This window comes from Micromonospora sp. DT43 (genome assembly GCF_049841645.1).
Lineage (GTDB): Bacteria > Actinomycetota > Actinomycetes > Mycobacteriales > Micromonosporaceae > Micromonospora.
Genome location: NZ_JBNCKR010000001.1, coordinates 396160 through 420383, shown reverse-complemented (window position 1 = coordinate 420383; position 24224 = coordinate 396160). Strand labels below are relative to the sequence as shown.

20 protein-coding genes are annotated in these 24224 nt (G+C 73.9%); 10 read left to right on the top strand and 10 right to left on the bottom strand.

What is annotated here, in order from left to right; genetic code table 11:
* Positions 1-80 precede the first annotated feature (80 nt).
* A complete protein-coding gene (locus ACLQ26_RS01985; RefSeq protein WP_425742828.1) occupies positions 81-425 on the top strand; it encodes a YciI family protein in 345 nt (114 codons plus the stop codon).
* Between the two features lie 4 nt (positions 426-429).
* Positions 430-1722 (top strand): RNA polymerase sigma factor, encoded by a 1293-nt coding sequence (locus ACLQ26_RS01980; protein WP_425742827.1) that lies wholly within the window; start codon positions 430-432, stop codon positions 1720-1722.
* A 45-nt stretch (positions 1723-1767) separates the two neighbouring features.
* Here the strand turns inward: ACLQ26_RS01980 and aspS are convergent, their stop codons facing one another.
* A complete protein-coding gene (gene aspS / locus ACLQ26_RS01975) occupies positions 1768-3054 on the bottom strand; it encodes an aspartate--tRNA(Asn) ligase (protein WP_425742826.1) in 1287 nt (428 codons plus the stop codon).
* A gap of 409 nt (positions 3055-3463) precedes the next feature.
* Between aspS and lipA the strand changes: the two genes are divergently transcribed.
* Complete coding sequence (gene lipA / locus ACLQ26_RS01970; RefSeq protein WP_393296171.1) at positions 3464-4489, top strand: lipoyl synthase; 1026 nt, start codon at positions 3464-3466, stop codon at positions 4487-4489.
* A gap of 60 nt (positions 4490-4549) precedes the next feature.
* On the opposite strand, the gene ACLQ26_RS01965 is transcribed toward lipA, so the two are convergent.
* The gene (locus tag ACLQ26_RS01965; protein ID WP_425742825.1) at positions 4550-7441 is read right to left on the bottom strand and encodes a helix-turn-helix transcriptional regulator; all 2892 of its coding nucleotides are present in this window, start codon (positions 7439-7441) and stop codon (positions 4550-4552) included.
* A 215-nt stretch (positions 7442-7656) separates the two neighbouring features.
* Positions 7657-7827 carry a hypothetical protein gene (locus tag ACLQ26_RS01960; protein ID WP_425742824.1) on the bottom strand — a complete coding sequence of 57 codons (171 nt, stop codon included), beginning with the start codon at positions 7825-7827 and terminating at the stop codon, positions 7657-7659.
* Positions 7828-8033: 206 nt separating this feature from the next.
* Here ACLQ26_RS01960 and ACLQ26_RS01955 point away from each other — a divergent pair, with 206 nt between their 5' ends.
* Positions 8034-8720: a DUF4191 domain-containing protein gene (locus tag ACLQ26_RS01955; RefSeq protein WP_363683197.1), complete on the top strand. Its 687-nt coding sequence runs from the start codon at positions 8034-8036 to the stop codon at positions 8718-8720.
* 114 nt (positions 8721-8834) lie between these two features.
* Here the strand turns inward: ACLQ26_RS01955 and ACLQ26_RS01950 are convergent, their stop codons facing one another.
* Positions 8835-9233 (bottom strand): RDD family protein, encoded by a 399-nt coding sequence (locus ACLQ26_RS01950; RefSeq protein ID WP_425742823.1) that lies wholly within the window; start codon positions 9231-9233, stop codon positions 8835-8837.
* 261 nt (positions 9234-9494) lie between these two features.
* On the opposite strand from ACLQ26_RS01950, the gene glnA reads away from it, so the two are divergent.
* The 3 genes from glnA to ACLQ26_RS01935 all read left to right on the top strand — a co-directional run bounded on the left by glnA (position 9495) and on the right by ACLQ26_RS01935 (position 12400).
* Positions 9495-10919, top strand: coding sequence for a type I glutamate--ammonia ligase (gene glnA / locus ACLQ26_RS01945; protein ID WP_007463290.1), 1425 nt, complete (start codon positions 9495-9497; stop codon positions 10917-10919).
* A gap of 141 nt (positions 10920-11060) precedes the next feature.
* On the top strand, positions 11061-11426 hold the full coding sequence (locus ACLQ26_RS01940; RefSeq protein ID WP_425742822.1) for a PadR family transcriptional regulator: 366 nt from the start codon (positions 11061-11063) through the stop codon (positions 11424-11426).
* Positions 11423-12400, top strand: coding sequence for a hypothetical protein (locus ACLQ26_RS01935; RefSeq protein ID WP_425742821.1), 978 nt, complete (start codon positions 11423-11425; stop codon positions 12398-12400). Before ACLQ26_RS01940 ends, ACLQ26_RS01935 begins: the two co-directional genes overlap by 4 nt.
* A gap of 88 nt (positions 12401-12488) precedes the next feature.
* On the opposite strand, the gene mptB (ACLQ26_RS01930) is transcribed toward ACLQ26_RS01935, so the two are convergent.
* Complete coding sequence (gene mptB, locus ACLQ26_RS01930) at positions 12489-13985, bottom strand: polyprenol phosphomannose-dependent alpha 1,6 mannosyltransferase MptB (protein WP_425742820.1); 1497 nt, start codon at positions 13983-13985, stop codon at positions 12489-12491.
* Between the two features lie 14 nt (positions 13986-13999).
* Positions 14000-15400, bottom strand: a complete 1401-nt coding sequence (mptB, locus tag ACLQ26_RS01925) for a polyprenol phosphomannose-dependent alpha 1,6 mannosyltransferase MptB (RefSeq protein WP_425742819.1) — start codon at positions 15398-15400, stop codon at positions 14000-14002.
* Between the two features lie 44 nt (positions 15401-15444).
* Here mptB (ACLQ26_RS01925) and ACLQ26_RS01920 point away from each other — a divergent pair, with 44 nt between their 5' ends.
* Complete coding sequence (locus ACLQ26_RS01920; RefSeq protein ID WP_425742818.1) at positions 15445-17097, top strand: hypothetical protein; 1653 nt, start codon at positions 15445-15447, stop codon at positions 17095-17097.
* A 6-nt stretch (positions 17098-17103) separates the two neighbouring features.
* On the opposite strand, the gene ACLQ26_RS01915 is transcribed toward ACLQ26_RS01920, so the two are convergent.
* Together ACLQ26_RS01915 and ACLQ26_RS01910 are read right to left on the bottom strand one after the other, a co-directional pair.
* Positions 17104-20208, bottom strand: coding sequence for a bifunctional [glutamine synthetase] adenylyltransferase/[glutamine synthetase]-adenylyl-L-tyrosine phosphorylase (locus ACLQ26_RS01915; protein ID WP_425742817.1), 3105 nt, complete (start codon positions 20206-20208; stop codon positions 17104-17106).
* Positions 20208-20975, bottom strand: a complete 768-nt coding sequence (locus ACLQ26_RS01910) for a type 1 glutamine amidotransferase (protein ID WP_425742816.1) — start codon at positions 20973-20975, stop codon at positions 20208-20210. The genes ACLQ26_RS01915 and ACLQ26_RS01910 overlap by 1 nt, the downstream gene beginning before the upstream one ends.
* Positions 20976-21111: 136 nt before the next feature.
* Here ACLQ26_RS01910 and ACLQ26_RS01905 point away from each other — a divergent pair, with 136 nt between their 5' ends.
* Positions 21112-22047, top strand: coding sequence for a S66 peptidase family protein (locus ACLQ26_RS01905; protein ID WP_425742814.1), 936 nt, complete (start codon positions 21112-21114; stop codon positions 22045-22047).
* 82 nt (positions 22048-22129) lie between these two features.
* On the opposite strand, the gene ACLQ26_RS01900 is transcribed toward ACLQ26_RS01905, so the two are convergent.
* Positions 22130-23020 (bottom strand): virginiamycin B lyase family protein, encoded by an 891-nt coding sequence (locus tag ACLQ26_RS01900; protein WP_425742813.1) that lies wholly within the window; start codon positions 23018-23020, stop codon positions 22130-22132.
* A 186-nt stretch (positions 23021-23206) separates the two neighbouring features.
* On the opposite strand from ACLQ26_RS01900, the gene ACLQ26_RS01895 reads away from it, so the two are divergent.
* Positions 23207-23671, top strand: a complete 465-nt coding sequence (locus ACLQ26_RS01895; RefSeq protein WP_425742811.1) for a hypothetical protein — start codon at positions 23207-23209, stop codon at positions 23669-23671.
* 157 nt (positions 23672-23828) lie between these two features.
* Here the strand turns inward: ACLQ26_RS01895 and ACLQ26_RS01890 are convergent, their stop codons facing one another.
* Complete coding sequence (locus tag ACLQ26_RS01890; protein WP_425742810.1) at positions 23829-24206, bottom strand: VOC family protein; 378 nt, start codon at positions 24204-24206, stop codon at positions 23829-23831.
* Positions 24207-24224 lie beyond the last annotated feature (18 nt).

The following is a 24224-nucleotide window of genomic DNA, read 5'->3' as shown; positions in this document are numbered from 1 at the left end:
CCTATGGTGGAGTCGGCGAGCAGCGCCGGCTCGACACCTGCGGCCGGCACCCACTGCCGGCCCGGACGCGAGGAGCGGACATGCCCACCTACATCGCGCTTACCTACACGGCGGACGTCGACTGGAGCAGCCCCGAGCAGGCCGACGAGATGGCGGAGTACCGGGAGTTCGGCGCGGCTGCCCGCGCGGTGATCCGAGGCGGCAACGCCCTCTACCCGACGGCCACCGCGACCACCGTACGGGTCACCGGCGGCAGGGGCGGTGACGTGCTCACCACCGACGGCCCGTACGCCGAGACCAAGGAGGCCCTCACCGGCTTCTACCTGCTGGAATGCGCGGACCTGGACGAGGCCGTGGCGACTGTCGCGCAGATGCCCGCAGCCTGGAACGGCGCGGTCGAGGTCCGCCCGATCATCCCGGTGTGACCCTATGTCGACCGGTGACGCGGACCCCGTTGCCGACACGGCGGCGCAGCGGGCCCGGGCCGCCGACGCGGCGGCTCAGCAGGCTCAGGCCGCCGACGCGGCGGCGCGGGTGATCCGGACCGAGCGGTCCCGGATTCTGGCCACGCTGATCCGCGTCACCGGCGACGTCGATCTGGCCGAGGACGCCACCCAGGACGCGGCCGTCCGCGCCCTGCAAGCCTGGCCGCGCGACGGCGTACCGGACAACCCGCGCGGCTGGCTGTTGGTCGTGGCACGGCGGCGGGCCGTCGACGTGATCCGCCGGGAGAGCCGCCGCGTCGGGAAGGAGGCCGAGGCCGTGGCGCTGCTCGATCCCGCACCGGACTCGCCGAAGGCCGTCCGGGACGACCTGCTCCGGCTGGTCTTCACCTGCTGCCATCCGGCGCTGTCGCTTGACGCGCAGGTGGCCCTGGCGCTGCGTACCCTCGGCGGGCTGACCACCGCCGAGGTCGCCCGCGCGCTGGTGGTGCCCGAGGTGACGATGACCAAGCGCCTCACCCGGGCGAAGCAGAAGATCACCCGCGCCGGCATCCCGTACCGGATACCGGCGGCCGAGGAGCTGCCCGGCCGGCTGGCCGGGGTCGCCGCCACCGTCTACCTGATCTTCAACGAGGGGTACGCGGCCGGCGCCGGCGACGACCTGATCCGGGTCGGGCTGGCGGACGAGGGCCTCCGGCTGGCGCGGCTGCTGGTCGAGCTGATGCCGGACGAGCCGACAGTGCTCGGCCTGCTGGCCCTGGTCCTGTTGCAGGACTCCCGCCGCTCGGCCCGGGTCGGCGTCGACTGTCGACCGCTGCTCCTGGCCGAGCAGGACCGGTCGCGCTGGGACCGGGCCGCGATCGGCGCGGGGGTCGAGCTGGTCGGGCGCGGGCTGCGCCGCACCCCCGACCACCCCGACCGGTACGTCGTCCAGGCCGCCATCGCGGCCTGCCACGCCCTCGCCCCGTCGTACGACCGGACGCCATGGGACGCGGTGATCTCCTGGTACGACGTGCTGCTCACCGTGCACGACACTCCGGTCGTACGGCTCAACCGGGCGGCGGCTGTCGCCGAACGCGACGGTCCCGCCGCCGGGCTGGCGCTCGTCGACACGGTCGTCGGGTTGGCCGGCTACCCGTGGTTCCACGCCACCCGGGGCGAGCTGTTGTACCGCCTCGGCCGGGCCGACGAGGCAGCCACGGCGTACCGGGCGGCGCTCGCGCTCGACCTCAACGGCCCGCAGGCGGCCCGGCTGCGCGACCGCCTCGCCGAGTGTTGACAGCGATCAACGGGCCGGCGTCGTACGACGCCGGCCCGTGTCGTCCTACGGGGTCAGGCGGTGCAGGTCGCGCGGGAACGCGGTGACCTCCCGGACGTTCGCCGCGCCGACCAGACGGGCGACGAACCGTTCCAGGCCGATGGCGAAGCCACCGTGCGGCGGCATGCCGTGTCGGAACGCGTCCAGATAACCGGCGTACGGCTCGACCGGCTCACCCCGGGCGGCGAGCGCCGCCAGGTAGTCGGCGTGCCGGTGCAGCCGCTGCCCGCCGGTGACCAGCTCAACACCGCGAAAGAGCAGGTCAAAGCCATTCGAGTACGCGGGCCGCGCCGGGTCGGGGTGGGTGTAGAACGGCCGTTTCGCCATCGGGTAGCCGGTGACGAAGAGGAAGTCGGAGTCGTGTTCGCGGCGGGCCCACTCGCCAAGCGCCCGTTCGTGGGCGGGTGCGAGGTCCGGCTCGTCGGCGGGGGCCCCGGCGATCGTCAACGCCTCGCTGAAGTGCACCGCCGGGATCTCCGCCGGCACCTGCGGCGGCGTGACGCCGAGCGTCGCCAGGGCACCACCGGCCCGCTCACCCACCGTGCCCAGCATCCCGGCCACTGTGTCGCGCAGCACCCGCATCACGTCGGAGTGGTCGGCGACGAAGCCCAGCTCCGCGTCGAGCGACGTGTACTGCGCCAGGTGCCGGACGGTGTCGTGCGGCTCGGCCCGGAAGACCGGCCCCACCTCGTAGACCCGTTCGAAGACGCCGACCATCAACTGCTTGTAGAACTGCGGCGACTGCGCCAGGTACGCGGGCCTGCCGAACCAGTCAAGCGCGAAGACGTTCGCCCCGCTCTCGGTGGACGAGCTGACCACCTTCGGCGTGTGGATCTCCACGAAGTCCCGGGCGTCGAGGGCGGCCCGGAACCCGGCCACCGCCGCCGCCGAGACGCGCAGCGCGGCGGATCTCCTCGGGTGGCGCAGGGCGGTCGGGGCGTTGTCGAGCTGGGTGGGCAGGCTCGCGGTGAGCGCCGGCCGATACAGGTCGAACGGCGGCGGCACGGCGATCGGGCCGAGGGGACGTACCGTCGGGTCGGTCAGCTCGACCCCGGCGGGCGCGGTGCCGTTCGACGTGACCGTCGCGGTGACCTCGACGACCGTCTCCTCGGTGAGTTTCTCCAGCTCGGCGCGGACGGCCGGGTCGGTGACGACCACCTGGGCCAGGCCGGCGGCGTCCCGCACGATCAGGAACGCCACCGACTTGAGCAGGCGGCGGCGGTGTACCCAGCCGGCGATCCGCACGGTTTCACCGACGTGGGCGGGCAGGTGCTGGGACAGGGTTCGTTGCATGGCGCGTTGCTCCTCGGTCGATCGCGACGCCGCCACCGGGGCGGCGACGTCGCATCAGCCCCAGGCAGGTGTGGGCGAGCGGGAACCTCGCGGTGCCACCACACCTTCGTCCCCGCCGGAGCGGGGACCTCGTTCGTCGCCTGATGACCGGGGCCAACCGGGCGGGCTCTACTGGGCTTCTCAGCCGTTCTTCCCGCAGCTCGGGAGGGTCTTCGCGCACCCGTCGCCAGACCGCCTCTCAGCACCGGCGGCTCTCTGCACTGGCGGGTCGGGGCGCTACTCGGCTCCGTCGTCACTGTTGGCCGCGACGGTAACACCCGCACCCCATCCGTGTGACGCCAATTTTCGGCTCGCCGGTGTCCGGCGTCACAACGTTCGGGGCGTGACGCCGGTCGCCTGACGCACATAGATGGTGGCCGTCCGGCGTAGGCTCGTTTTCGTGACGATCGAGCACTCCGCACCGACGACCGGTCAGGCAGCGCGTACCGCAACGGCCGCCCCCGAGGGGCGTCGCCTGCTGCGGATCGAGGCGCGCAACGCCGAGACGCCGATCGAGCGCAAACCGCCGTGGATCAAGGTCAAGGCCAAGATGGGTCCGGAGTACACCCAGCTGCGCGGGCTCGTCACGCGCGAAGGGCTGCACACCGTGTGCCAGGAGGCCGGCTGCCCCAACATCTACGAGTGCTGGGAAGACCGCGAGGCCACCTTCCTCATCGGCGGCGACCAGTGCACGCGGCGCTGCGACTTCTGCCAGATCGACACCGGCAAGCCGGCCGAGTTCGACGCCGACGAGCCCCGCCGGGTCGCCGAGTCGGTCGTCTCGATGGGGCTGCGCTACGCCACCATCACCGGCGTCGCCCGCGACGACCTGCCCGACGGCGGTGCCTGGCTGTACGCCGAGACCGTCCGGCAGATCCACGCCCTGCAGCCCGGCTGCGGCGTCGAGCTGCTGATCCCCGACTTCAACGCCGTCCCCGAGCAGCTGGCCGAGGTCTTCGGCTCGCGCCCCGAGGTGCTGGCCCACAACGTGGAGACCGTGCCGCGCATCTTCAAGCGCATCCGGCCGGCGTTCCGCTACGACCGCTCGCTGGACGTGATCCGGCAGGCCCGCGCCGACGGCCTGGTCACCAAGAGCAACCTCATCCTGGGCATGGGCGAGGAGCGGGCCGAGGTCTCCCAGGCGCTGCGCGACCTGCACGAGGCGGGCTGCGAGCTGATCACCATCACGCAGTACCTGCGCCCCTCCCCCCGGCACCACCCGGTGACCCGCTGGGTCAAGCCGGAGGAGTTCGTGGAGCTGCGCGAGGAAGCCGAGGAGATCGGCTTCGCCGGGGTGATGAGCGGGCCGCTGGTGCGCTCGTCGTACCGGGCCGGCCGGCTCTACAAGCAGGCGCTCGACGCCCGCGCCGCCACGCCTGTCGTTCCGGCCGGCTGACCCGCCGCCAGCGCCACCTGGGCCCGGCGGCCACGTGAAGTGGCCTCGGGCCCGCTGGCGTCAGAGCCCGGCGGCGGGCTCGGTGAGCAGGCCGAGACGGCGAGCCAGCGCGGCGGCCTCCCCGCGGTTGGTCACGTCCAGCTTGGCGATGATCCGGGAGACGTGCACGCTTGCCGTCTTCGGGGAGATGAACAACCGCTCGGCGATCCGGCTGTTGCTGTGCCCCTCGGCGACCAGCCGCAGCACCTCCCGTTCCCGGGACGTCAGCAGATCCGCCCCGGCCCCGCCGGCGCCCGCCCCGCGCAGGCCGACTCTCCGCGCCAGGGTGGCAGCCGTCTCGGCCAGCGGCGTCGCGCCGAGCAGCCGGGCGATCTCCGCGGCCTCGGTGACCGCCGCCGACACCTCGTCGCGCTCGCCAGCAGCCGCGGCGGCCTCGGCCAACGCCAGCAACGCCCGGCCGAGCGGGTACGGCTGCCCGTCGGTGCGCCACGCCCGCACCGCCGCCCGCCACGCCGGCAACGCCTCGTCGTCGGCCGCCAGCAGCGCGCTGACCTGGGCGGCGTGCGCCCGCGCGGCCGGGTGCCGCGTCGGTAGGTCGGCCGCGAGCGCCGCGACGGCGGCGGCCAGCTCCCCATCACCCACCCGGGCAGCGGTACGCGCCCCGGCGCTCAGCACCGGCCAACCCTCGCGGGGCAGGTGCGGCAGACTGTCGTCGGCCACCGCGACGCGAGCCGCGCGTACGGCCTCGATCTTGTCGTCGGCGGCCAGCGCCGCCTCGATGCCCAGCTCGTGCAGGGGCAGTCGGTGGTTCGGCCACAGGTAGGGCCGGCCGAGGAAGGCCAACGCCCGGTCGACCATCTCGTCGGCGCCCGGGTGCGCCCGCGCCAGCCGCAGACCGGCGCTCAACTGCAGCCAGTGCAGCCCGGTGACGCCGGACAGGTCGATGCGGGCGGCCTCCGCGCAGACCTTCTCGGCCTCGTCCCACCGACCCAGCGCGATGAGCGCCTCCGCCCGGTTGGACAGCAGGTACGCCCCGGTCGAGCGGCCGATCCCCACCCGCCGCGCCTCGGTCAGCCCGGCCTCGGCCGCCTGCGCGGACTCGGCGTAGCGGCCCAGCTCGCAGAGCACGTCCGACTGGAGCACCTTGACCAGCACGAGGGCCGCCGTGTCCCCGGCTGCCTGGGCCACGGTCTCGGCCCTGCCCAACTCGGCCAGCCGTTCCCCCTGCTGCTGGTGGCAGAGCAGGGCGATCCGCGTGGGCAGCAGGACCAGCTCCTCGCCGAGCGCTTCGGCGTCCGTGCTCGCCTCGGCGGCCACCCGGGCCGCCTGCTCAGGATCGATCTTGACCAGGTGGGCGGCGACGTCGGCGAGCAGCCGGACACGTTCCACCCCGAAGGGCCCGCCGGCCGCCAGGCGGTACGCCTCGTCCAGCTCCCGCCTGCCGTCGCTCTTGCCGAGCAGGGCCATCAGTCGGCCCCGCTGGTCCAGCAGGCGGGCGGCGCGCAGCGGCTCGGCGTCGGCGTCCACCTCGGCCAGTCCGGCGCGGGTCAACGTGATGGCCCGGCTGAAGTCGCCGGCCGTCACCGCCGCGTCCAGGGTCTGCTCCAGCAACGCCAGGTGGTCCATGCCGAGCCGGTCGGCCGCGTCGGGCACCAGCTCCCACAGCTCCAACACCCGCTCCAGCAGTCGACGCTGCTCGGCGTAGGCGTACCTGTCGGCGGCGGCACAGGCAGCGACCCGCGCGGCGACCAGGGCACGGGGGTGGTCGTGCGCCGCGTGCCAGTGGTGGGCGATCTCGGCCGGGGCGCGGCCGGCGACGACCAGGTGCGGCTGGGCCTCGATCGCGGCGGCGAACCGCGCGTGCAGCCGGGCGTGCTCACCGGGCAGCAACTCGTCGTGCACGGCCTCGCGGACCAGCGCGTGCCGGAACTCGTAGTCGCCGTCGTGGTCGGCCACCACCAGTTGGGCGGCGACGGCGGCGCGCAACGCGTCCTCCAACTCGGCCTCGGGCAGGCCGGCGACCTCGGCGAGCAGACCGTGGGCGAAGCGGGTGCCGCCGGCCGCGGCGATCCGCAGCACCCGCTGGGCCTGCTCGGGCAACCGGTCCACCCGGGCCAGCAGCAGGTCACGCAGCGTCTCGGGCAGCGCCGCGCAGCCGAGCGGCGAGCCGGCGACGGCCAACTCCTCGATGAAGAAGGGGTTGCCCTGCGTACGGTCGTGGATGTCGTCGACGGCGCGGGGCGCCGGCTCGCCGCCGAGCAGGTCGGCGAGGATCGCGCCGGTGCCGTCGCGGTCCAGCCGACCCAGCTCGACCCGCTCGACACCGCGTGCCCGGTCCAGCTCGGCGAGGAACGGGCGCAGCGGATGGCCACGCTGCAACTCGTCGGTGCGGTAGGTGCAGACCAGCAGCAGCCGGCCCGGCCGCACGGCCCGGACCAGGAAACCGATCAGGTCGCGGGTGGAGCGGTCCGCCCAGTGCAGGTCCTCGATGATCAGCAGCAGTGGCCGGGCGTCGGCGAGCCGCTGGAACAGCTCGGCGACCAGGTCGAACAGGTAGCCGCGTGGGGCGTCGGTGAGTGGTCGTACGCTCGGCGCGGCCAGCCCCGCCGACACCCGGCCCAGCTCCGGCAGCAGGCGGGCGAACTCCGCCTCGTACCCGGCGAAGACCTCGGCGCCGTCGGCCCGCAGCACCGCGCGCAGGGCCGCGGCGAACGGCGCGAACGGCAGGCCCGCCTCGCCCAGCTCCAGGCACTGGCCGACAAGCACCCGGGCGCCCCCGGCGGTGGCTCCGGCCGCGAATTCCTCCAGCAGCCGGGTCTTGCCCACACCCGCCTCGCCACCGACCAGCACGGTGGCCGGCTCGCCCCGACCGGCCCGGCCCAGCGCTGCCCGCAGCGTCGCGGTCTCACGCTGGCGGCCGACGAGGACGGAACTGGCGGCGCGTACGGTCACGGCACCGAGCATGCCATGACCGGACGGACCACTCGCCCCACCGCTCGGCCGGCGCCGCGGCGACGGGGCGGCGGCCCCGGGCCCGGGCCGGCCGGTTGGCCTCTCGGGTCCGGGTCCGCCGGCTGACGGCCTGGACCCGGGCCCCCGTTCGTCGTGCCGGCCGACCGGCGGCTCGGATCCGGGCCCGCCGGGCGCGGTGGGTGCGACTGTCGAGGTCACCGGCGGTCGTCACCCGTGCGGTGGGCCGGCTGCCGGCGGCCGAGCCAGCTTCGACCGGCGCGGCGCGGCACCGACCGGGCCAGTCGTTCCGCCGCGGCCTCGGCACGCAGCTCAGCGGCGTGGGTACGGTGCAGGGAGAGCAGGAAATCTGCGTCGTTGCCGAACATGTCGGGCTCCTTCGTCGCGTCGTCGTCCTCTGCTGACGACTCTTCGCGCGAAGGCCCCGGCCCGGCATGGGCACACCGCCTCATCTTCCCCGGCCGCACCCTCCTTACCCGCCCGATCGGGGCGGGTAAGGCGACGTAAGGTACTCAGCCGGCCGGCACCCGGACGCGGATCAACCGGGCCGGCGGGGACCACTAGACTCTGCGGCATGGCAAAGCCCCAGGAGAAGGTCTCGTTCGGCCAGCGGCTGAAGCAGATCGGGATGGTGTTCTCGTTCACCGCCAAGCAGGATCGGTGGTTCGCACCGCTGGTCGCCGCAGCGGTGCTCATCCCGCTCGCGCTCACCGTGGTCGCGGTGATCCTCTGGAGCTGGATCTGGCTGCCGCTGGGCATCCTGTTCGCCCTGCTGGCGGTGCTGATCGTGCTGAACCTGCGGTCCAACGCGGCGATGATGAACGCCGCCGAGGGCCAACCCGGCGCGGCGGCGCAGATCATGGACAACATGCGCGGCGACTGGCGGGTCACCCCGGCCGTCAGCTCGACCACCCAGATGGACATGGTTCACCTGGTGATCGGCCGGCCGGGCGTGATCCTGCTGGCGGAGGGCAACCCGCAGCGGGTGCGTGGTCTGCTCGGGCAGGAGAAGCGCCGGCTGTCCAAGGTGATCGGCTCCGCCCCGCTGCACGACTACGTGATCGGCCAGGACGAGGGCGAGCTGCCCATCCGCAAACTGCGCACGACGCTGCTGCGGCTGCCCCGTTCGCTCAGCGGCAAGGACGTCAACGCGCTGGACAAGCGACTCAAGGCGCTCACCGCCCGTCCGCAGATGCCCAAGGGCGCGATCCCGAAGAACATGCGACCGCCGGGCGCCTTCCGCCAGTCGCGGGGCCGCTGACCCCAGGTGTACGCGGAAAGAGCCGGACCCACACGGGTCCGGCTCTTTCCCGTCCGCCGGGCCGGGGCAGAGGCCGAGCCCGGGGGCCAGGGCCGGAGGCGAGCGGGCCGGGGCTCAGCCTCGGGGGGCGTCGACGATGACCGAGTCGACGAGGCGGTCGTGCACGCCGCGACGGCGCTCGTCCATGATCAGCGCGGGGACGACGAGCGCCAGCAGCACGCCCCGGGCCAGCGCGCGGGGCAGACCGATCCGGCCGCCGTCGTGCCAGTTCACGCAGCGGACCTTGGTGATGTACATGCCCGGCGTCTGGGCGAACAGGCCGAGGAAGATGCCGTACTCCAGGATCAGCACCAGCACCGGCGCCCAGCCGTCGCGTACCGGATCGGCGAAGATGTTGGCCACCAGCAGGCAGAGCACCCAGTCGATGATCAGCGCGCCGAAGCGCCGACCGAGGCTCGGCGGGGTGAAGGTGGGGTCGGTGGCCGGCGCTGCCGGGACGTGCGGACTGGTCACAGCGATCAAGGGTATCCGCGACCGGATCGGGGCCTCGGAGTGCCGTCACCGCTGCGTGCCGATTCGGGCGAATGGCATCAACTGTCATTACACTGGAACAGCCGGTACGACGTTTGCGCAGCCTGAGTGCGTGGACAGGAGCGTCGCTGACGCTCCGCGAGGGACGTAACACGGCAGAAACACCGGAGACATGGCCGGGCAACCCCCCGGCCCTAGCGTCGCCAGAAGCCTAGCCACCCCGTGGACGTGCCAGGAGGATGTGTGTTCGCCAATCCCGAGGAACTGCTGCGATACCTCAAGAACGAGGACGTGAAGTTCGTCGACGTTCGTTTCTGTGACCTGCCCGGCGTGATGCAGCACTTCAACCTGCCGGTCGAGTCCGTCAACGACGACCTCTTCACCGACGGCCTCGCGTTCGACGGTTCGTCGATCCGCGGTTTCCAGGCGATCCACGAGTCGGACATGCTCCTGCTCCCGGACGTCGCCACCGCGTTCATCGACCCGTTCCGCGCGCAGAAGACGCTCGCGCTGAACTTCTTCATCCACGACCCGTTCACCCGCGAGGCCTACAGCCGCGACCCGCGCAACGTCGCGAAGAAGGCCGAGGCGTACCTGGCGGCCAGCGGCATCGCCGACACCGCCTACTTCGGCGCCGAGGCGGAGTTCTACATCTTCGACTCGATCCGCCACGAGACCTCGGCGCACCAGTCGTTCTACTACATCGACTCGGTCGAGGGCGCGTGGAACACCGGCCGCGAAGAGGCGGGCGGCAACCTCGGTTACAAGACCGCGTACAAGGGCGGCTACTTCCCGGTGCCGCCGGTCGACCACTACGCCGACCTGCGTGACTCGATCGTGCGCCGGCTCGTCGACACCGGCTTCAACGTGGAGCGCTCGCACCACGAGGTGGGCACCGCCGGCCAGTCCGAGATCAACTACCGGTTCTCCACCCTGCTGCACGCCGGTGACCAGCTTCAGCTCTTCAAGTACATCGTGAAGAACGAGGCCTGGGCCAACGGCAAGACCGCGACCTTCATGCCCAAGCCGCTCTTCGGCGACAACGGCTCCGGCATGCACACCCACCAGAGCCTCTGGCTCAACGGTGAGCCGCTGTTCTACGACGAGACCGGCTACGCGGGTCTGTCCGACATGGCCCGCTGGTACATCGGTGGTCTGCTGCACCACGCGCCGTCGCTGCTGGCCTTCACCAACCCGACGGTCAACTCGTACCGCCGCCTGGTGCCCGGTTACGAGGCGCCGGTCAACCTGGTCTACTCGCAGCGCAACCGCTCCGCCTGCACCCGCATCCCGGTGACCGGCAGCAACGCGAAGGCCAAGCGCGTCGAGTTCCGCGTTCCGGACCCGTCGGCAAACGTCTACCTGGCCTTCTCGGCCATGATGATGGCCGGTCTGGACGGCATCAAGAGCAAGATCGAGCCGCCGACGCCTATCGACAAGGACCTCTACGACCTCCCGCCGGAGGAGTGGGGCGACGTCAAGCAGGTGCCGGGCTCGCTGCCGGCCGTGCTCGACTCGCTGGAGGCCGACCACGACTACCTGCTCGACGGTGGTGTCTTCACTCCCGACCTGATCTCCACCTGGGTCGACTGGAAGCGCGCCAACGAGGTCGACCCGGTGCGTCTGCGCCCGACCCCGCACGAGTTCGCCATGTACTACGACTGCTGAGGCAGCCTTCGACTGCTGAGCAGTCACCGATCACCGGCCGGGCCGGCTCCGCGTACGCGGGGCCGGCCCGGCTGTTCTTCCGGCCCACCGCGCCGACATACCGGCCATCGACATATCTTCGCGTCCGTTATATTAGCCGGCATGGACACACCTCTGCGGGAACCCACGTTCCTCATCCTCACCGCACTCGCGGGTGAGCCGCTGCACGGCTACGGGCTGATCGGCGAGGTCACCGCCCTGTCCGACGGGCGGGTGACGCTCCGCCCGGGAACGCTCTACGGCGCGCTCGACCGGCTTGTCGACGCCGGCCTCGTCGAGGTCGACCGGGAGGAGGTGGTGGACGGGCGGCTGCGCCGCTACTACCGGCTCTCCGCCGCCGGTGACGCCACCCTGAGCGCCGAGACCGAGCGGCTCCGGCGCAACGTCGAGGCCGCCACCGCCCGACTGGCCGCACGGGCTCGCGCCGCCCGACCGGCCACCCCGCGCCTCGCCGGAGGGCTCGCATGACCGACCTGGAGCGCCGCTACCTGCGTTTGCTACGCGCGTACCCCGCCGAGTACCGGCGTTCCCGCGGCGCCGAGATCGTCGGCACCTACCTGGACCTGGCCGCGCCGAATCGCCGCTGGCCCTCCCTCGCGGACGCCGCGGACCTCCTGGGCGGTGGGCTCCGCCAGCGGGTGCGCGCCACCGGAGCAACAGACCTGATGCCTGGCGTACGCCTCGCGGCGGCCGTGGCCCTGCTCACCGCCACGGCCCTCGCCGGCGTGTGGGTGGTGCTGGAGTTGCGCCCCGCACCGCCGGGCTTCGGTGAGCCGTCGGTCGGGCCGTTCGTCTCGCTCGGCATGGTGACGTGGGTCGGCTGGCTGCTCGCCGCGGCGGCGCAGGCGCTGACACCCGGCCGGTGGCGCCGGCGCGCGGTCGCGGTGGCACTTCTCCTCACGGTCGCACTCGTGCCCGCTGCCGCACTCACCGGCCTGCCGCGCCCGCCGCTGTTCGTGCTGGTTCCCCAGGTCGGGCTGGGGCTGGTGGCGCTCGGCGCGTCCCGTGAGTGGTCGGGGTGGCTACGGGTGACGCCCCTGGTCGCCGCCGTCACCGGCCTGGCGTTCGCGGCGACCTCGAGTTCGAGCAGTTTCGCCTGGTCCTACCGCGCGCCGAGTGGAGTCCTGACGTTGCAGAGCGCCGCCATGGTGGTGCTCGCGGTGGCGGTGCTGTTCGGCGCGGGACTGGCGCTGCGCGGCGACCTCCGGGGCGGCTGGGCGCTCCTGATCCTGCTCACCCCATTGGGTCTGCTGGCGCTGCACCCGCTGGCGGAAGCGCTGGACGGCGTGCCCTCGGCGTTCCTCCCGAGTTGGAGGGCGCTCGCCGCGACGGCGGTCCTGGTCGTCCTGGTCAGTCCCGCCCTGCTGCCGGTGGCACTTGCCGTACGCGCGCGACTGGCCTCGCCCTCCAAACCCGGACCGACCTGGAACGCCCCCCGCTGACCGCCCGCGCCCGCACGCCCCCCTGCTCCTCCGCCTCAAGATCGAGCTCGATCCCGGATGTAGTGGCCTCGGCGCCACGACGAGGCCACTACAACCATGTTCGAGCGGGATCTTGAGCATCGTTCGGGCGCTTCTGTCGGCGCCACACCGGCAGGATGAGCGCGGCCAGGAGGAGGGCGGTCATCGCCACCGCACCGAGGGCCTTGGTGAAGCGGGCCAGGTTGGTGCCGTCGGGCAGGGCCAGGAAGGCCGCCGCCGCAGCGGGCAGCACGAACCACCTCGTACGAGTGGCGGTGAGCGCGAGCAGCGCCAGCGGCCAGGTCGCGTACCACGGGTGGAAGACCGGGGACAGGGCCACCGTGGCGGCCAGGGCCAGGCCGGCGCCGTGCAGCGTGACCCGGGCGCGGACCGAGGCCGGATCACCCGGGGCCAGCAGTGCCCGCCAGGCCCTGCACCACAGGACCACCACGACGGCCGCGAGCAGCAGCAGCGCCACCGCGCGGGCCACCGGCACCGCCTGCGGATCCCGCCCGACAAGCGCGCCGGCATAGTCCACCACCAGGCCGACGGCGGTGGGCGGTGACGTCCACTGCTCGGAGTCTCCGCTGCGGGTAAGCCCGCCCACCCAGCCGAACCCGAGACCGGACAGCGCCGAGGTGACCAGCAGCGCGGCCAGCAGCCCCCCGGCCAGCCAGCCGCCGTCGCGCAGCAGCGCCCGTACGGTGTGCCGGCCGTGCACCGCGGCCAGCGCGGCGAACGGCGTCACCACCACGGCGGTGGCCTTCACCGTGACCGCCAGGCCGACCAGCGCGCCCGCCACGAGCAGCGCCGCCGGTCGGCCCGGCCGGCGGATCACCAGCAGCAGCGCACACAGCAGCAGACCGAGCAGTACGGCGTCGTTGTGCGCCCCGCCCACCAGGTGCACGCCGATCACCGGGGCGGCCAACGCCAACCAGGCCGCCCGCCGAGTCGGCACGCCTGTCGCCCGCGCCAGGCCGGGCAGGCATAACGCGGCCAGCAGCAGGCCCGCCACGGCGATCACCCGCAGCGCCACGATCGTGCCGGTGAGCCCACCACCCACACCCACGGCGAGCGCCGCGAGCAGCACGAAAACCGGCCCGTACGGAGCGGGCGTGTCCCGCCAGATCGGCGCCACCGCGTCCACCCACGGGCAGCCGGCCGCCGCCACCGGAACCGCGTACGGGTCGACGCCGTGCGCGTACGTCCAGCCCTGACAGGCGTACGAGTAGACGTCCCGGCTGCCCAACGGCGGCGCGACAAGCAGCGGGAGAACCCACAGCCCGGCGGTGACGTACGCCCACCGGCCCGACGGCGCACCGGCGCGCAGTGACCACCAGGCCCCGACCAGCAGCGCCGTGCCGATGAGCCAACAGGTAAGCGTGGCCGGGCCGTTCGGGGCTCGCCAGATCGACACAGGCGTCGCGCCCAGCGGGGCGTCGGGCAGCGCCCCACCGAGATACCCGGCGACGGTGAGCAGGGCCGCGCCGGCCAGTCCCGCGTACCGGGCACCCGAGGCCGCCAACGACACGGAGGGCGGCGACGGCGGCGGGCCGGGAGCGGTCACCGGCGCACCTTCCCTCAGTCGGCGGCGACCGGTTGGCGGGCCGCCCGAGCCGACCGTACCAACCGGATGACCAGCACGATCACCAACAGCGTCATCAGCGGCGCCCCGACCGTCTTGGTGAACCGGGGCAGCCCGGTGCCGTCCGGCAGCACCAGGAACGAGGCGACGAGCGCGACGACCGTGAACCATCCGGTACGCCTGGCGGTGGCCGCGAGCACCGCCAGGGGCCAGATCCAGTACCAGGGATGGAACAGCGGCGCGAGGGCGACAGTGGCGGCCAACGCCACCCCGGCGTGAAACAGCGGCTCCCGGGTGCGGGCCCGCCACCACAGCCAGACCAGCAGCAGCGCCAGCACCGCCACGCCGATCCCCCGGGTGACCGGCAGCGCGTCGAGGTGCGCGCCGAACGGCGCCGCCAGGTAGCCGACGGTCTGGCCGACCGCCGTCGACGGCGACGTCCAGGCGATCACGTCACTGCCGCTGGCCAGCCCGGCGACCCAGCCGAAGTCCAGTCCGGCGGCGACTGTCACTCCGGCCACGACGGCGACCGCGCCGCCGACCACCCAGCCGCCGTGTCGGATCAACGCGCGCACCGAGTACCCGCCGACGATCGCGGCCAGCGCCGCGAACGGCACCACGACAAGCGCCGTCACCTTGATCGCGGCGGCCAGGCCGAGCAGCGCGCCACCGGCGAGCAGCGGCCCGGGGCGGCCGGGCCGGGAGGCGATCACCGCCAGCCCGGCGACCAGCAGACCGACCATCAGGGCGTCGTTGTGCGCGCCGCCCACCAGGTGCACGGCGACGAGCGGGCAGGCGAGCGTCAACCAGACGGCCCGACCGGCCGGTACGCCGGCTCGCCGGGCCAGCACCGGCAGGCTGACCGCCGTCAGCGCCACCCCCGCCACGGCGATCAGCCGGAACACCACGATCGCGCCGGTCAGCGAGCCGGTGGCCTTGACCACCGCGCCGGAGAGCACCACGAACAGCGGCCCGTACGGTGCCGGGGTGTCGCGCCAGATGTAGGAGATGGTGTCCAGCCAGGGGCAGGGCAGCGCCGATACGCCCTGCTCGTACGGGTTGATCCCGGCGGCGTAGCTGGCGCCCTGGCAGGCGTACGCGTAGACGTCGCGGCTGGCCAGCGGCGGCGCGATGAGCACCGGCAACAGCCAGAGCCCGACGGTGACAAGCGCCCAGCGGGTCGACGGCACGGTGTCGCGCAGCGACCACCAGGCGTACGCCAGCAGCGCGGTGCCGACCAGCCACGCGGTGAGGACCAGCGGTCCGTTCGGGCCCTGCCAGATGCTGACCGGGGTGGAGCGCAGGGGTGACCCGGGCAGGGCGCCGCCGAGGAACGCGGCGACGGCGAGCAACGCCGAGCCCGCCAGTCCGGTCCAGCGCGCGAGGTGGTGAGGCACGCCGGACATGCTGCCAGTACGGTTGTCGCGGTACGGAGGTGGGCATGCGGCGCAGTCGGGTGGTGGCGGTGGCCACCGGTTCCGCAGTCGTGCTCGGCGCGCTCTGGCTGGCCCTGCCCCTGATGGGCTCGGACCTCGCCGCGCAGGTCGCCCGAGCGGACTTCTTCGCCGCCCACGGCCCGGCCCCGATCGATCTGCGCTGGTACGGCGGGGTGCAGCAGTTCGGCTACAGCCTGGTGTCCCAGCCGGTGATGGCAGTGCTCGGTGTGCGGGTGACAGGCGCGTTGGCGCTCGTGGCGTCGGCCGCCGCGCTTGCCGCGCTGCTGGTCCGCAGCCCGGTGCCCCGACCGCTGCTGGGCAGTCTGGTCGGCGTCGTCACGCTTGCCGGAAACCTGGTCTCCGGCCGGGTGACGTACGCCCTGGGGGTGGCGTTCGGGTTGGCCGCACTGCTCGCGCTCACGCTCGACCGCCCGATGAGGGTGCCGCGGCTCGGATTCGCCGCGGCCTGTGCGCTGCTGGCCTCGGCGACGAGCCCGGTGGCCGGTCTCTTCGTCGGCCTGGCGGGTGTGGCGCTGCTGCTCACCCGCCGCTACGCCGACGGTCTGGCGCTCGGTGTCGCGGCGGCCGTGCCCCTCGCCACGACGGCGTTGCTCTTCGGCGACGGCGGCTGGATGAACATCAGCCGCACCGACACGCTGCGCGCGGTGGTGACCAGCCTGGTGGTGGCGGCGCTGGTGGCGTACCGGCCGGTGCGGTTCGGTGCGCTCCTCGGCGCCGCCGGGGTGCTCGCCGCCGCCCTCGTGCACACACCCGTGGGGTTGAACGCGACACGGCTGGCGACGATGTTCGCGCTGCCGGTCCTCGCTGCCGCCGCCCGGCCGCCGGCCTGGCTCTCCGCCCGCCTGACCCGCCGGGACGCCGACCACCCCGCGCCGCCCCACGCAGCCCCGCCCGGCGCCGTCGCGACCAGTACCGCGACGCCGGGGCGGTCGCGGCGTGCCCGGCTGCTGGGCGCGGTGGCCCTGACCGCGTTGCTGGTGGCCGTCTGCGGGTGGCAGCCGCCGGTGGTCTCCGCCGATCTGCGCGGCATCGGCGACCCGACCAGCGCCGCCGGCTACCACGCGCCGCTGCGCGCGTTCCTGGCCGGGCAGCGGCTCACCGGGCGGGTCGAGGTGCCGCCGACGCGCAACTACTGGGAGGCGGCCCGCCTCGGCGACGTCCCGCTCGCCCGGGGCTGGCTGCGGCAGGCCGACATCGACCGGAACCCGCTGTTCTTCACCACGGTTCCCGGCGCGGCGGGCACCGGCGTGCCGCTGACCCCGGCCAGCTACCGGGAGTGGCTGGCGGAGAACGCCGTGCAGTACGTGGCGGTGCCGGACGCCCCGCTGTCCTGGGTGGGACGGGCCGAGGCGGAGCTGGTCGAGGGCGGCCTGCCGTACCTGACGCCCGCCTGGTCCGGCCCGCACTGGCGCGTCTGGGCGGTGGCCGACCCGACGCCGCTGGTCGCCGCGCCCGCCGAACTGGTCCACGCCGACGGCGCGGCGGTGACCTTCCGGGCACCGACCGCCGGCCCGGTCGCGGTCCGCATCCGCCACAGCCGTTGGCTGGCCGCGTCCGGTGACGCCACCGTCTCCGCCGACGGCGACTGGACCACAGTCACCGTCCCCCATGCCGGCGAGTACACGGTCGGCAGCTGAGGGCCGCTACGCCTCCAGCACCCGCTGGGCGGCGGCGCGGGAGCGCCTGCCGGTGCGCAGGTACTCGTCGAGGAACTCCCCCGGGTCGTCGCGGCCGAGCAGCCGGACCACCCCGGCCAGCTCCACCCCGTGTCGGGGCAGCTGGTCACCGGCCCGGCCCCGGACCAGCATCAGCGCGTTGCGGACCTGCGCGGCAAGGGACCAGCCGACGGCCATCTCCGCGGCGTCCGCCGGGTCGATCAGGCCGGCCCGCTCGGCCGCCGTGAGGGCATCGAGGGTACGCGTGCCGCGCAGCTCCGGGATCGCGCCGGCGTGCCGGAGCTGGACGAGCTGGACCGCCCACTCCACGTCGGCCAGCCCGCCCCGGCCCAGCTTGGTGTGGGTGGCCGGGTCCGCGCCGCGCGGCAGCCGCTCGGTCTCCACCCGTGCCTTGATCCGGCGGATCTCCACGACCTGCTCGCGGGTCAGCCCGTCCGCCGGGTAGCGCACCGGCTCGATCATCGCCTCGAACTCGGCGCCCAGGTCGGCGTCGCCGCAGACGAACCGGGCGCGCAGCAGCGCCTGCGCCTCCCACACCCGCGACCAGCGGGCGTAGTACTGCGCGTACGCGGCGAGGCTGCGCACCAGCGGACCCTGCCGGCCCTCCGGACGCAGGTCGGCGTCGACGCCGAGCGGTGGGTCGGGGGCGGGTACCCCGAGCAGTCGGCGCAGTTCTTCGGCGATCGCGTGCGCGGCGGCGCTGGCGGCGCTCTCGCTGCTGTCGGCGGGCGGGTCGTAGACGAACAGCACGTCGGCGTCGGAGAGGTAGTTCGACTCGTACCCGCCCAGCCGGCCCATCCCGATCACCGCGAACCGCAGCCCCTCCGGGGCCGGCTGGCTGGCCCGGGCGGCGCGCAGCGCGGCGGCGAGGGTGGCGTCGGTGACGTCGGAGAGCGCCGTACCGACCTCGGTGATGTCGGCCAGGCCGACGGCCGGCCGCGTCGTGCCGTCCGGCCGGGTCGGGGTGGGGGCGAGCGCGCCCGCGCGGCAGAGCAGGTCGGCGCACGCCACCCGGACCAGTTCCCGGCGGCGCAGCGCCCGCACCGCGCGGGTCGCCTCGACCGGGTCGGTGTGTCGGGCCGCCGCCGCCAGGAAGCCCTCCCGGAGGATCTCGCGGGGGCGCGGCGCCAGCTCGTTCTCCTCGGCCAGCAGCCGCAGCGCCTCGGGGTCGCGGGCGAGCAGGTCGGCTACGTACCGGGAGAGGGCCAGGACCCGGGCCAGCCGCCGGGCGACGGGACCGCCGTCGCGCAGCAGCCGCAGATACCAGGGGGTGCTGCCCAGCTTGTCGGAGACCTTGCGGTAGTTGAGCAGCCCTCGGTCCGGCTCCGGCGCGTCGGCGAACTCGCTCAGCAGCACCGGCAGCAGGGTCCGCTGGATGGCCGCCGTGCGGCTCACCCCGCCGGTGAGCGCCTGGAGGTGACGCAGCGCCCCGGCCGGGTCGGCGAAGCCGAGGATCTCCAACCGGTGCCGGGCCGCCTCCGGGGTGAGTCGCAGCCCGTCGGCAGGCACCCGGGCCACCGACTCCAGCAGCGGCCGGTAGAGCAGCTTGGCGTGCAGCCGGCGTACCTCGGTGGCGTGGGTGACCCACTCGGCCCGGAAGCTCTCCACGGCGCTGCGACCCGGCGTGGCAGTGAAACCCAGCGCGGCGGCCAGCCAACGCAGCGCGGACGGCTCGGTGGGCACGGTGTGCGTACGCCGCAGGCCCTGCAACTGGAGCCGGTGCTCGACGCTGCGCAGGAAGCGGTAGCCGCGCAGCAGCGACTCGCCGTCGGCGCGGCCGACGTAGCCGCCGGCGACAAGCGCGCGCAGCGCCGGGATCGTGCCCGGGGCCCGCAGCGTCTCGTCGCCGCGGCCGTGCACGAGTTGCAGGAGCTGGACCGCGAACTCGATGTCGCGTAGCCCGCCGGGACCGCGCTTGATCTCGCGCTCCAACTCCTTCGGCGGGACGTTGTCGATGATCCGGCGGCGCATGGCGCGGACGTCCTCGACCGCCTCGGGTCGTTCGGCGGCCCGCCACACCAGCGGAGCGAGCTGGTCGATCCACTCCTGGGCCAGCGGCAGGTCCCCGGCGGCCGGACGGGCCTTGAGCAGCGCCTGGAACTCCCAGGTGCGCGCCCACCGCCGGTAGTAGGCCAGGTGGCTGGCAAGGGTGCGCACCAGCGGCCCCCGGTTGCCCTCGGGCCGCAGCGCGGCGTCCACCGGCCAGGCGACAAGCCCGCAGATGTTGATCAGCCGGGCGGCCACTGCTGTCGCGGCGGGCAGGTCGGCATCCTCGGCCGCCACGAAGATCACGTCGACGTCGGAGACGTAGTTCAACTCGCCGCCGCCGCACTTGCCCATCGCCACCACGGCCAGCCGGGGTCGCTCGGTGCCCTCCGCCAGCTCGTCGACGGCGATCTCGTACGCCGCGGCAAGCGTCGCGTCGGCAAGCGCCGACAGCGCCGCCATGGTCTGCTCCAGGGCCCGGCCGCCGGTGAGGTCGGCCGCCGCGATCCGCAGCAACGCCAGCCGGTACGCGGCCCGCAGCACCGCCACCGGGTTGCCGTCGCCGGCCGGTTCCAGGCGACCCTCGGCGATCGGCGCGAGCCCGTCCGCGGCGGTGCGCAGCGCCAGACAGTGCTCCGGGTTCGCCACCAGGTGGTCACCGAGCGCCGACGACGCCCCCAGGACGGCGATCAGCCGACGCCGCAGCCCGGGGTCGGCGTGCAGCTCGGCGATCAGCGGCGAGCCGGCCGTCGCGCCGCCGGTCGTGCTGGCCGCGGTGCCAGCGGTCGCGCCGCCGGTCGCGCCAGCGGTCGCGCCGCCCCCGGCTGCGGTGCCGCCGGCGAGGGCTCGGCGCTCGGCCTCGACGACGCGGTGCAGTTGGCGGAGCGCCAGATCCGGGTCGGCGGCCCGGGACAGCGCGGCGAGCAGCTCCGCAGCCGTCTCGTCGGCCGGCTCCTGTTCGACAGGCTGCCAGAGGCCCAGCCCGTCCGGGCCGAGCAGGTCGGCGGCGCGGGCTCCCCCGTCGCCGTCGGCGACGCCGAAGCCGTAGCGGGCGAGCCGGCCCGGTGCCCTCGTCGGCCGACTCATCAGTGCCCGAGCAGCGGCAGGCCGCGCCGCATCGTGCTGTCGTCCAGCTCACCGAGGGCCAGTGCCGCGAACCGTGCGGCGAACGGCTGCCAGACCTCCTCGACGTCGACCATCACCGCGTCGCAGGCCGCCACGACCAGCTCCGGGTCGTAGCCCAGCTCGGCCAGCTGAGCCGAGTCGGTGGCCCAGTCGGCGATCATCGCGGTGTCGCACTCGATGTGGAACTGTAGCCCCCAGGCCCGGTCGCCGAGCCGGAACGCCTGGTGCGGGTAGCGGGTGGAGGCCGCCAGCAGGGTGGCACCCCGGGGCAGCTCGGTGATCTCGTCGGAGTGCCACTGGAGCACGTCCGGGATCAGCGGCACGTACCGGAACAGGGGGTCGCCCTCGGCGGCGTCCCGCCGACCGACCACGCCGGGGCCAATCTCCGGCCCCGACGGGCTCCGCTCGACCAGCCCGGCGTGCGCGGTGGCGAGCAACTGCGCACCCAGGCAGACGGCCAGGGTGGGCACCCGGTACCGGACCGCCTTGCGCAGCAACCCCTCCACGGCCGGGAACCACTGCGCGCCGGGCGAACCGTCCGGCAGCGGGTATGCCTGCTGGTCGCCGCCGAGCACCACAAGCGCCGCGTACCCCTCCAGGTCGGCGGGGAGTTCGTCACCGGCATGCGGGCGGACCACCCGCAGCTCCAGCCCAGCCTCGATCAGCCACTCGCCCAGCCGGCGTGCGTCGTCCGTCGGGTCGTTCTCGATCACCAGCGCGGTTGCCACGCGTCGAGGCTAGCCGGTACGTCCCACAGCGCCACGCCCCGCCACTCGCACGCTCCCACACGTACGCCGGCGTTCGCGGCCGGACCGTGCGTCGGCGTCGACGGCCGGCGTTCGGGGCTCGTTAGGCTCTGCGGTTGTGATCAGCGAGGATTCCGCAGTCGTCCGCCCGCCCGTCCTGCGCCCCGGGGACACGGTGCTGCTGGTGTCGCCGTCCGGGCCGACCTCGCCGGAGCGCGTCGCGCGGGGCATGGAGTTGCTCACCGGGTGGGGCCTGCGGCCGGTGCCGGCGTCGAACGCGTACGCCCGGCACGGCTACCTCGCCGGCACCGACGACCTGCGGGCCGCCGACCTGAACGCGGCGTTCGCCGATCCGCAGGTGCGCGGGGTGATCTGCACCCGGGGCGGGTACGGCGCCCAGCGGATCGTGGACGCCATCGACATGGCCACCGTCCGCCGCGACCCGAAGGTGGTCGCCGGCTTCTCGGACATCACCGCGTTGCAACTCGCCCTGTGGCGGGGCGCCCGGCTGGCCGGCGTGCACGGCCCGGGGGCCGCCTGGCGGGACGAGCGGACGTCGCTGCGCTCCGCCGAGTCCCTGCACGCGGCGCTGATGACCACCGAACCGGTGACCGTCGAGGCGGTGCCCACCGAGGAGACCTTCGGCGTACGTGTGCCGGGCCGCGCCACCGGCACCCTGCTGGGCGGCAACCTGTGCCTGATCGCGGCGTCGATCGGCACGCCGGACCTGCCCGACCTGACCGGTACGGTGCTGTTGATCGAGGACGTGCAGGAGCCCCCGTACAAGGTCGACCGGATGCTCACCCACCTGCGCCGGGCCGGCACTCTGGACGGACTGGCCGGAGTGGCGGTCGGGCAGTTCACCGACTGCGGTGACGGCTGGGACACCACGATCGTCGACGTGCTCGGCGAACGCCTCGGCGACCTGGGCGTACCGGTCCTCGGCGGCCTCCCCATCGGCCACGGCCCCGACCAGCTCACCGTCCCGGTGGGCACCGAGGCAACCCTCGACACCGACACCGGAACCTTGACTGTCTCCCCCGCCGTCCAGTAACCCCCGCCCCCTTTCCTCCGGTGGTCTGGAGGTTTGGGTCATCTTCGGGCCGGATCGTGCACGAACCTCCTGATCACCAGGGTCAGGCGGTGGGGTTAGGGGTCAGGTGGGCCACCGCGCCGATCTCCAGTGCCGCCCAGACTCCGTCGGGGGTTGTTGCGATGCCGTGGGGTTCCGCCCCGGGGGTGGGCAGGTCGTAGCTCTCGATCCGGCCGGTGGCATCGAGGTGGCCGATCCGGTTGGCGCCCCACTCGGTGAACCACGCGCCGCCCGCCGGATCGGCCACGATGGCGTGCGGACGAGCCGCCCGGTCCGGCAGCGGGAACTCGACGATCTCCCCCTCCGGGTCGATCCGGCCGAGTTGACCGGCCGCGATCTCCACGAACCAGACGGACCCGTCCGCGCCGAGGGTGATGCCGACCGGTCCGGCGTCCGGGGTGGGCAAGGGGTGCAGCGTCACCCGGCCGGCGAGGTCGATTCGGCCTATCGCGTTCGCCCGGTTGAGGGTGAACCAGAGGGCATCGTCCGCGCCAGCGGTGATCATCGAGGCGAACCCGCCGGTCACGGGCAGCGCAAATCCGGTGACCGTACCGTCGGTGTCCACCCGGCCGATCGTGTCGGAGGTCATCCCGGCGTACCAGAGCGCGCCGTCGGGCCCGGCCGCGATGCCGCCCGGCCCGGTGCCGGCCGGCAGGGCGATCGCGCGCTGCTCGCCGTCGACGGTGAGTCGACCGATCCGGTCGTCCCCGGAGCGGGTGAACCAGAGCGCGCCGTCCGACCCCGTCGTAATGATCAACGGTCGGCCGCCGGCCGGCTCCAACGGGTAGGTCCGAACGTCGCCGTCGGGCCCCAGGCGGGCGATCCCGCCGGCATGGACCAGCGTCAGCCACAACGCCCCGTCGGGCCCAACCGTGATTCCGTACGGGCCGGCGTCCGGCCCCACGAGCGCAATCTCCCGAATCTCGACGGTCATCTCGCGGTACGTCCCTTCGTTGGCGACCACCAACCCTGACGGCCCGACCCACGACGACACAACCGATTTCACCGGGCACCGGCCTCGATTGCCAGCTCGCTGACAGGATCGCCACGGGTCGCGCCCAGGATCGCCGGTCACTGTCGGTGGCGATATTGCCGCATCACCGACCTTCTGGAGGACTGCATGTCCCGCACCATCCGTAGGAAGCACCTGCTGGCCGGCCTGGCCACCGCGGGCGTCCTCGGCGTGGGGATCGCCGCCCCGACGATCGCGTTCGCCGCGGACACTCCGACGCCCGCCCCGAACGCCAGCACCGCCCCCGCCCCCGTTCCCGGAGCGAAGGCCGACCGGCAGGGTGAGTTCGCCGAGGCGCTCGCCAAGGAGTTGGGTGTCCCCACCGACAAGGTGACCGCCGCACTGGAGAAGGTCCGCGAGCAGCATCGGCCCGCCGATCGTCCGGCACGCCCGTCAGCCGAGGACCGGCAGGCCGCACTCAAGGAGCGCCTGGACCAGGCGGTCAAGGACGGCAAGCTCACCCAGGAGCAGGCCGATGCCATCACCAAGGCCGTCGAGGCCGGCGTCTTCCCCGGCGCCGGCGGCCACCGCGGTCCCGGCATCCACCACGGCGAAGGTGCGCCCGGCAACTAATCCAGCGGGCCCGACCCCGACCCGCTTGATCCACTCGACTTCCGTGAAGTCGCGGTGTCCCACGCACCCGGACACCGCGACATCATGGAATCCGAGTCGATCATCGGCCGGGACCGGGCCAGACCAAGCCGGGACCGGGCCGGACCCAGCCCAGGGGTCAGCCCTGTCCGGGTGGGGGTGCGAACACGCCCAGGTGGTTACCGGCCGGGTCGAGCAGGTGCGCCAACGTGAGCCCGCTCGGGGCGGTTCGCGCCGGCACCAACACCCTGCCGCCGGCTGCCTCGGCTCGCCGGCAGGTCTCCGCCACATCGGCGACCTCGGCGTAGAACACCGCGTAGTTCGGGGACGTCCCGTCGGTCGCTCGGATCGCCCCGCCGATCCCGGTATCGCCGCCGGCCCCGGTCACGCGGTAGGACCCGCCACTACCCCCGCCCTGCTCCTCGAAGGTCCAGCCGAACAGCTCGCCGTAGAAGCGTTCCGCCTCGTCCGGCCGGTCGGTGCCGATCTCGAACCAGGTGATGGGCGTCGTGGACACGTGCTGCCTCCAGAGTTG

Bases quoted from the DNA above. Each gene is read 5' to 3' on its own strand.
- ACLQ26_RS01895 (WP_425742811.1), top strand. From the start codon at position 23,207: ATGTCCCGCACCATCCGTAGGAAGCACCTGCTGGCCGGCCTGGCCACC.
- ACLQ26_RS01900 (WP_425742813.1), bottom strand. From the start codon at position 23,020: ATGACCGTCGAGATTCGGGAGATTGCGCTCGTGGGGCCGGACGCCGGC.
- ACLQ26_RS01940 (WP_425742822.1), top strand. From the start codon at position 11,061: ATGGACACACCTCTGCGGGAACCCACGTTCCTCATCCTCACCGCACTC.
- ACLQ26_RS01915 (WP_425742817.1), bottom strand. From the start codon at position 20,208: ATGAGTCGGCCGACGAGGGCACCGGGCCGGCTCGCCCGCTACGGCTTC.
- ACLQ26_RS01960 (WP_425742824.1), bottom strand. From the start codon at position 7,827: ATGTTCGGCAACGACGCAGATTTCCTGCTCTCCCTGCACCGTACCCAC.
- ACLQ26_RS01955 (WP_363683197.1), top strand. From the start codon at position 8,034: ATGGCAAAGCCCCAGGAGAAGGTCTCGTTCGGCCAGCGGCTGAAGCAG.
- ACLQ26_RS01985 (WP_425742828.1), top strand. From the start codon at position 81: ATGCCCACCTACATCGCGCTTACCTACACGGCGGACGTCGACTGGAGC.
- lipA (WP_393296171.1), top strand. From the start codon at position 3,464: ATGGTGGCCGTCCGGCGTAGGCTCGTTTTCGTGACGATCGAGCACTCC.
- ACLQ26_RS01935 (WP_425742821.1), top strand. From the start codon at position 11,423: ATGACCGACCTGGAGCGCCGCTACCTGCGTTTGCTACGCGCGTACCCC.
- ACLQ26_RS01920 (WP_425742818.1), top strand. From the start codon at position 15,445: ATGCGGCGCAGTCGGGTGGTGGCGGTGGCCACCGGTTCCGCAGTCGTG.
- aspS (WP_425742826.1), bottom strand. From the start codon at position 3,054: ATGCAACGAACCCTGTCCCAGCACCTGCCCGCCCACGTCGGTGAAACC.
- ACLQ26_RS01980 (WP_425742827.1), top strand. From the start codon at position 430: ATGTCGACCGGTGACGCGGACCCCGTTGCCGACACGGCGGCGCAGCGG.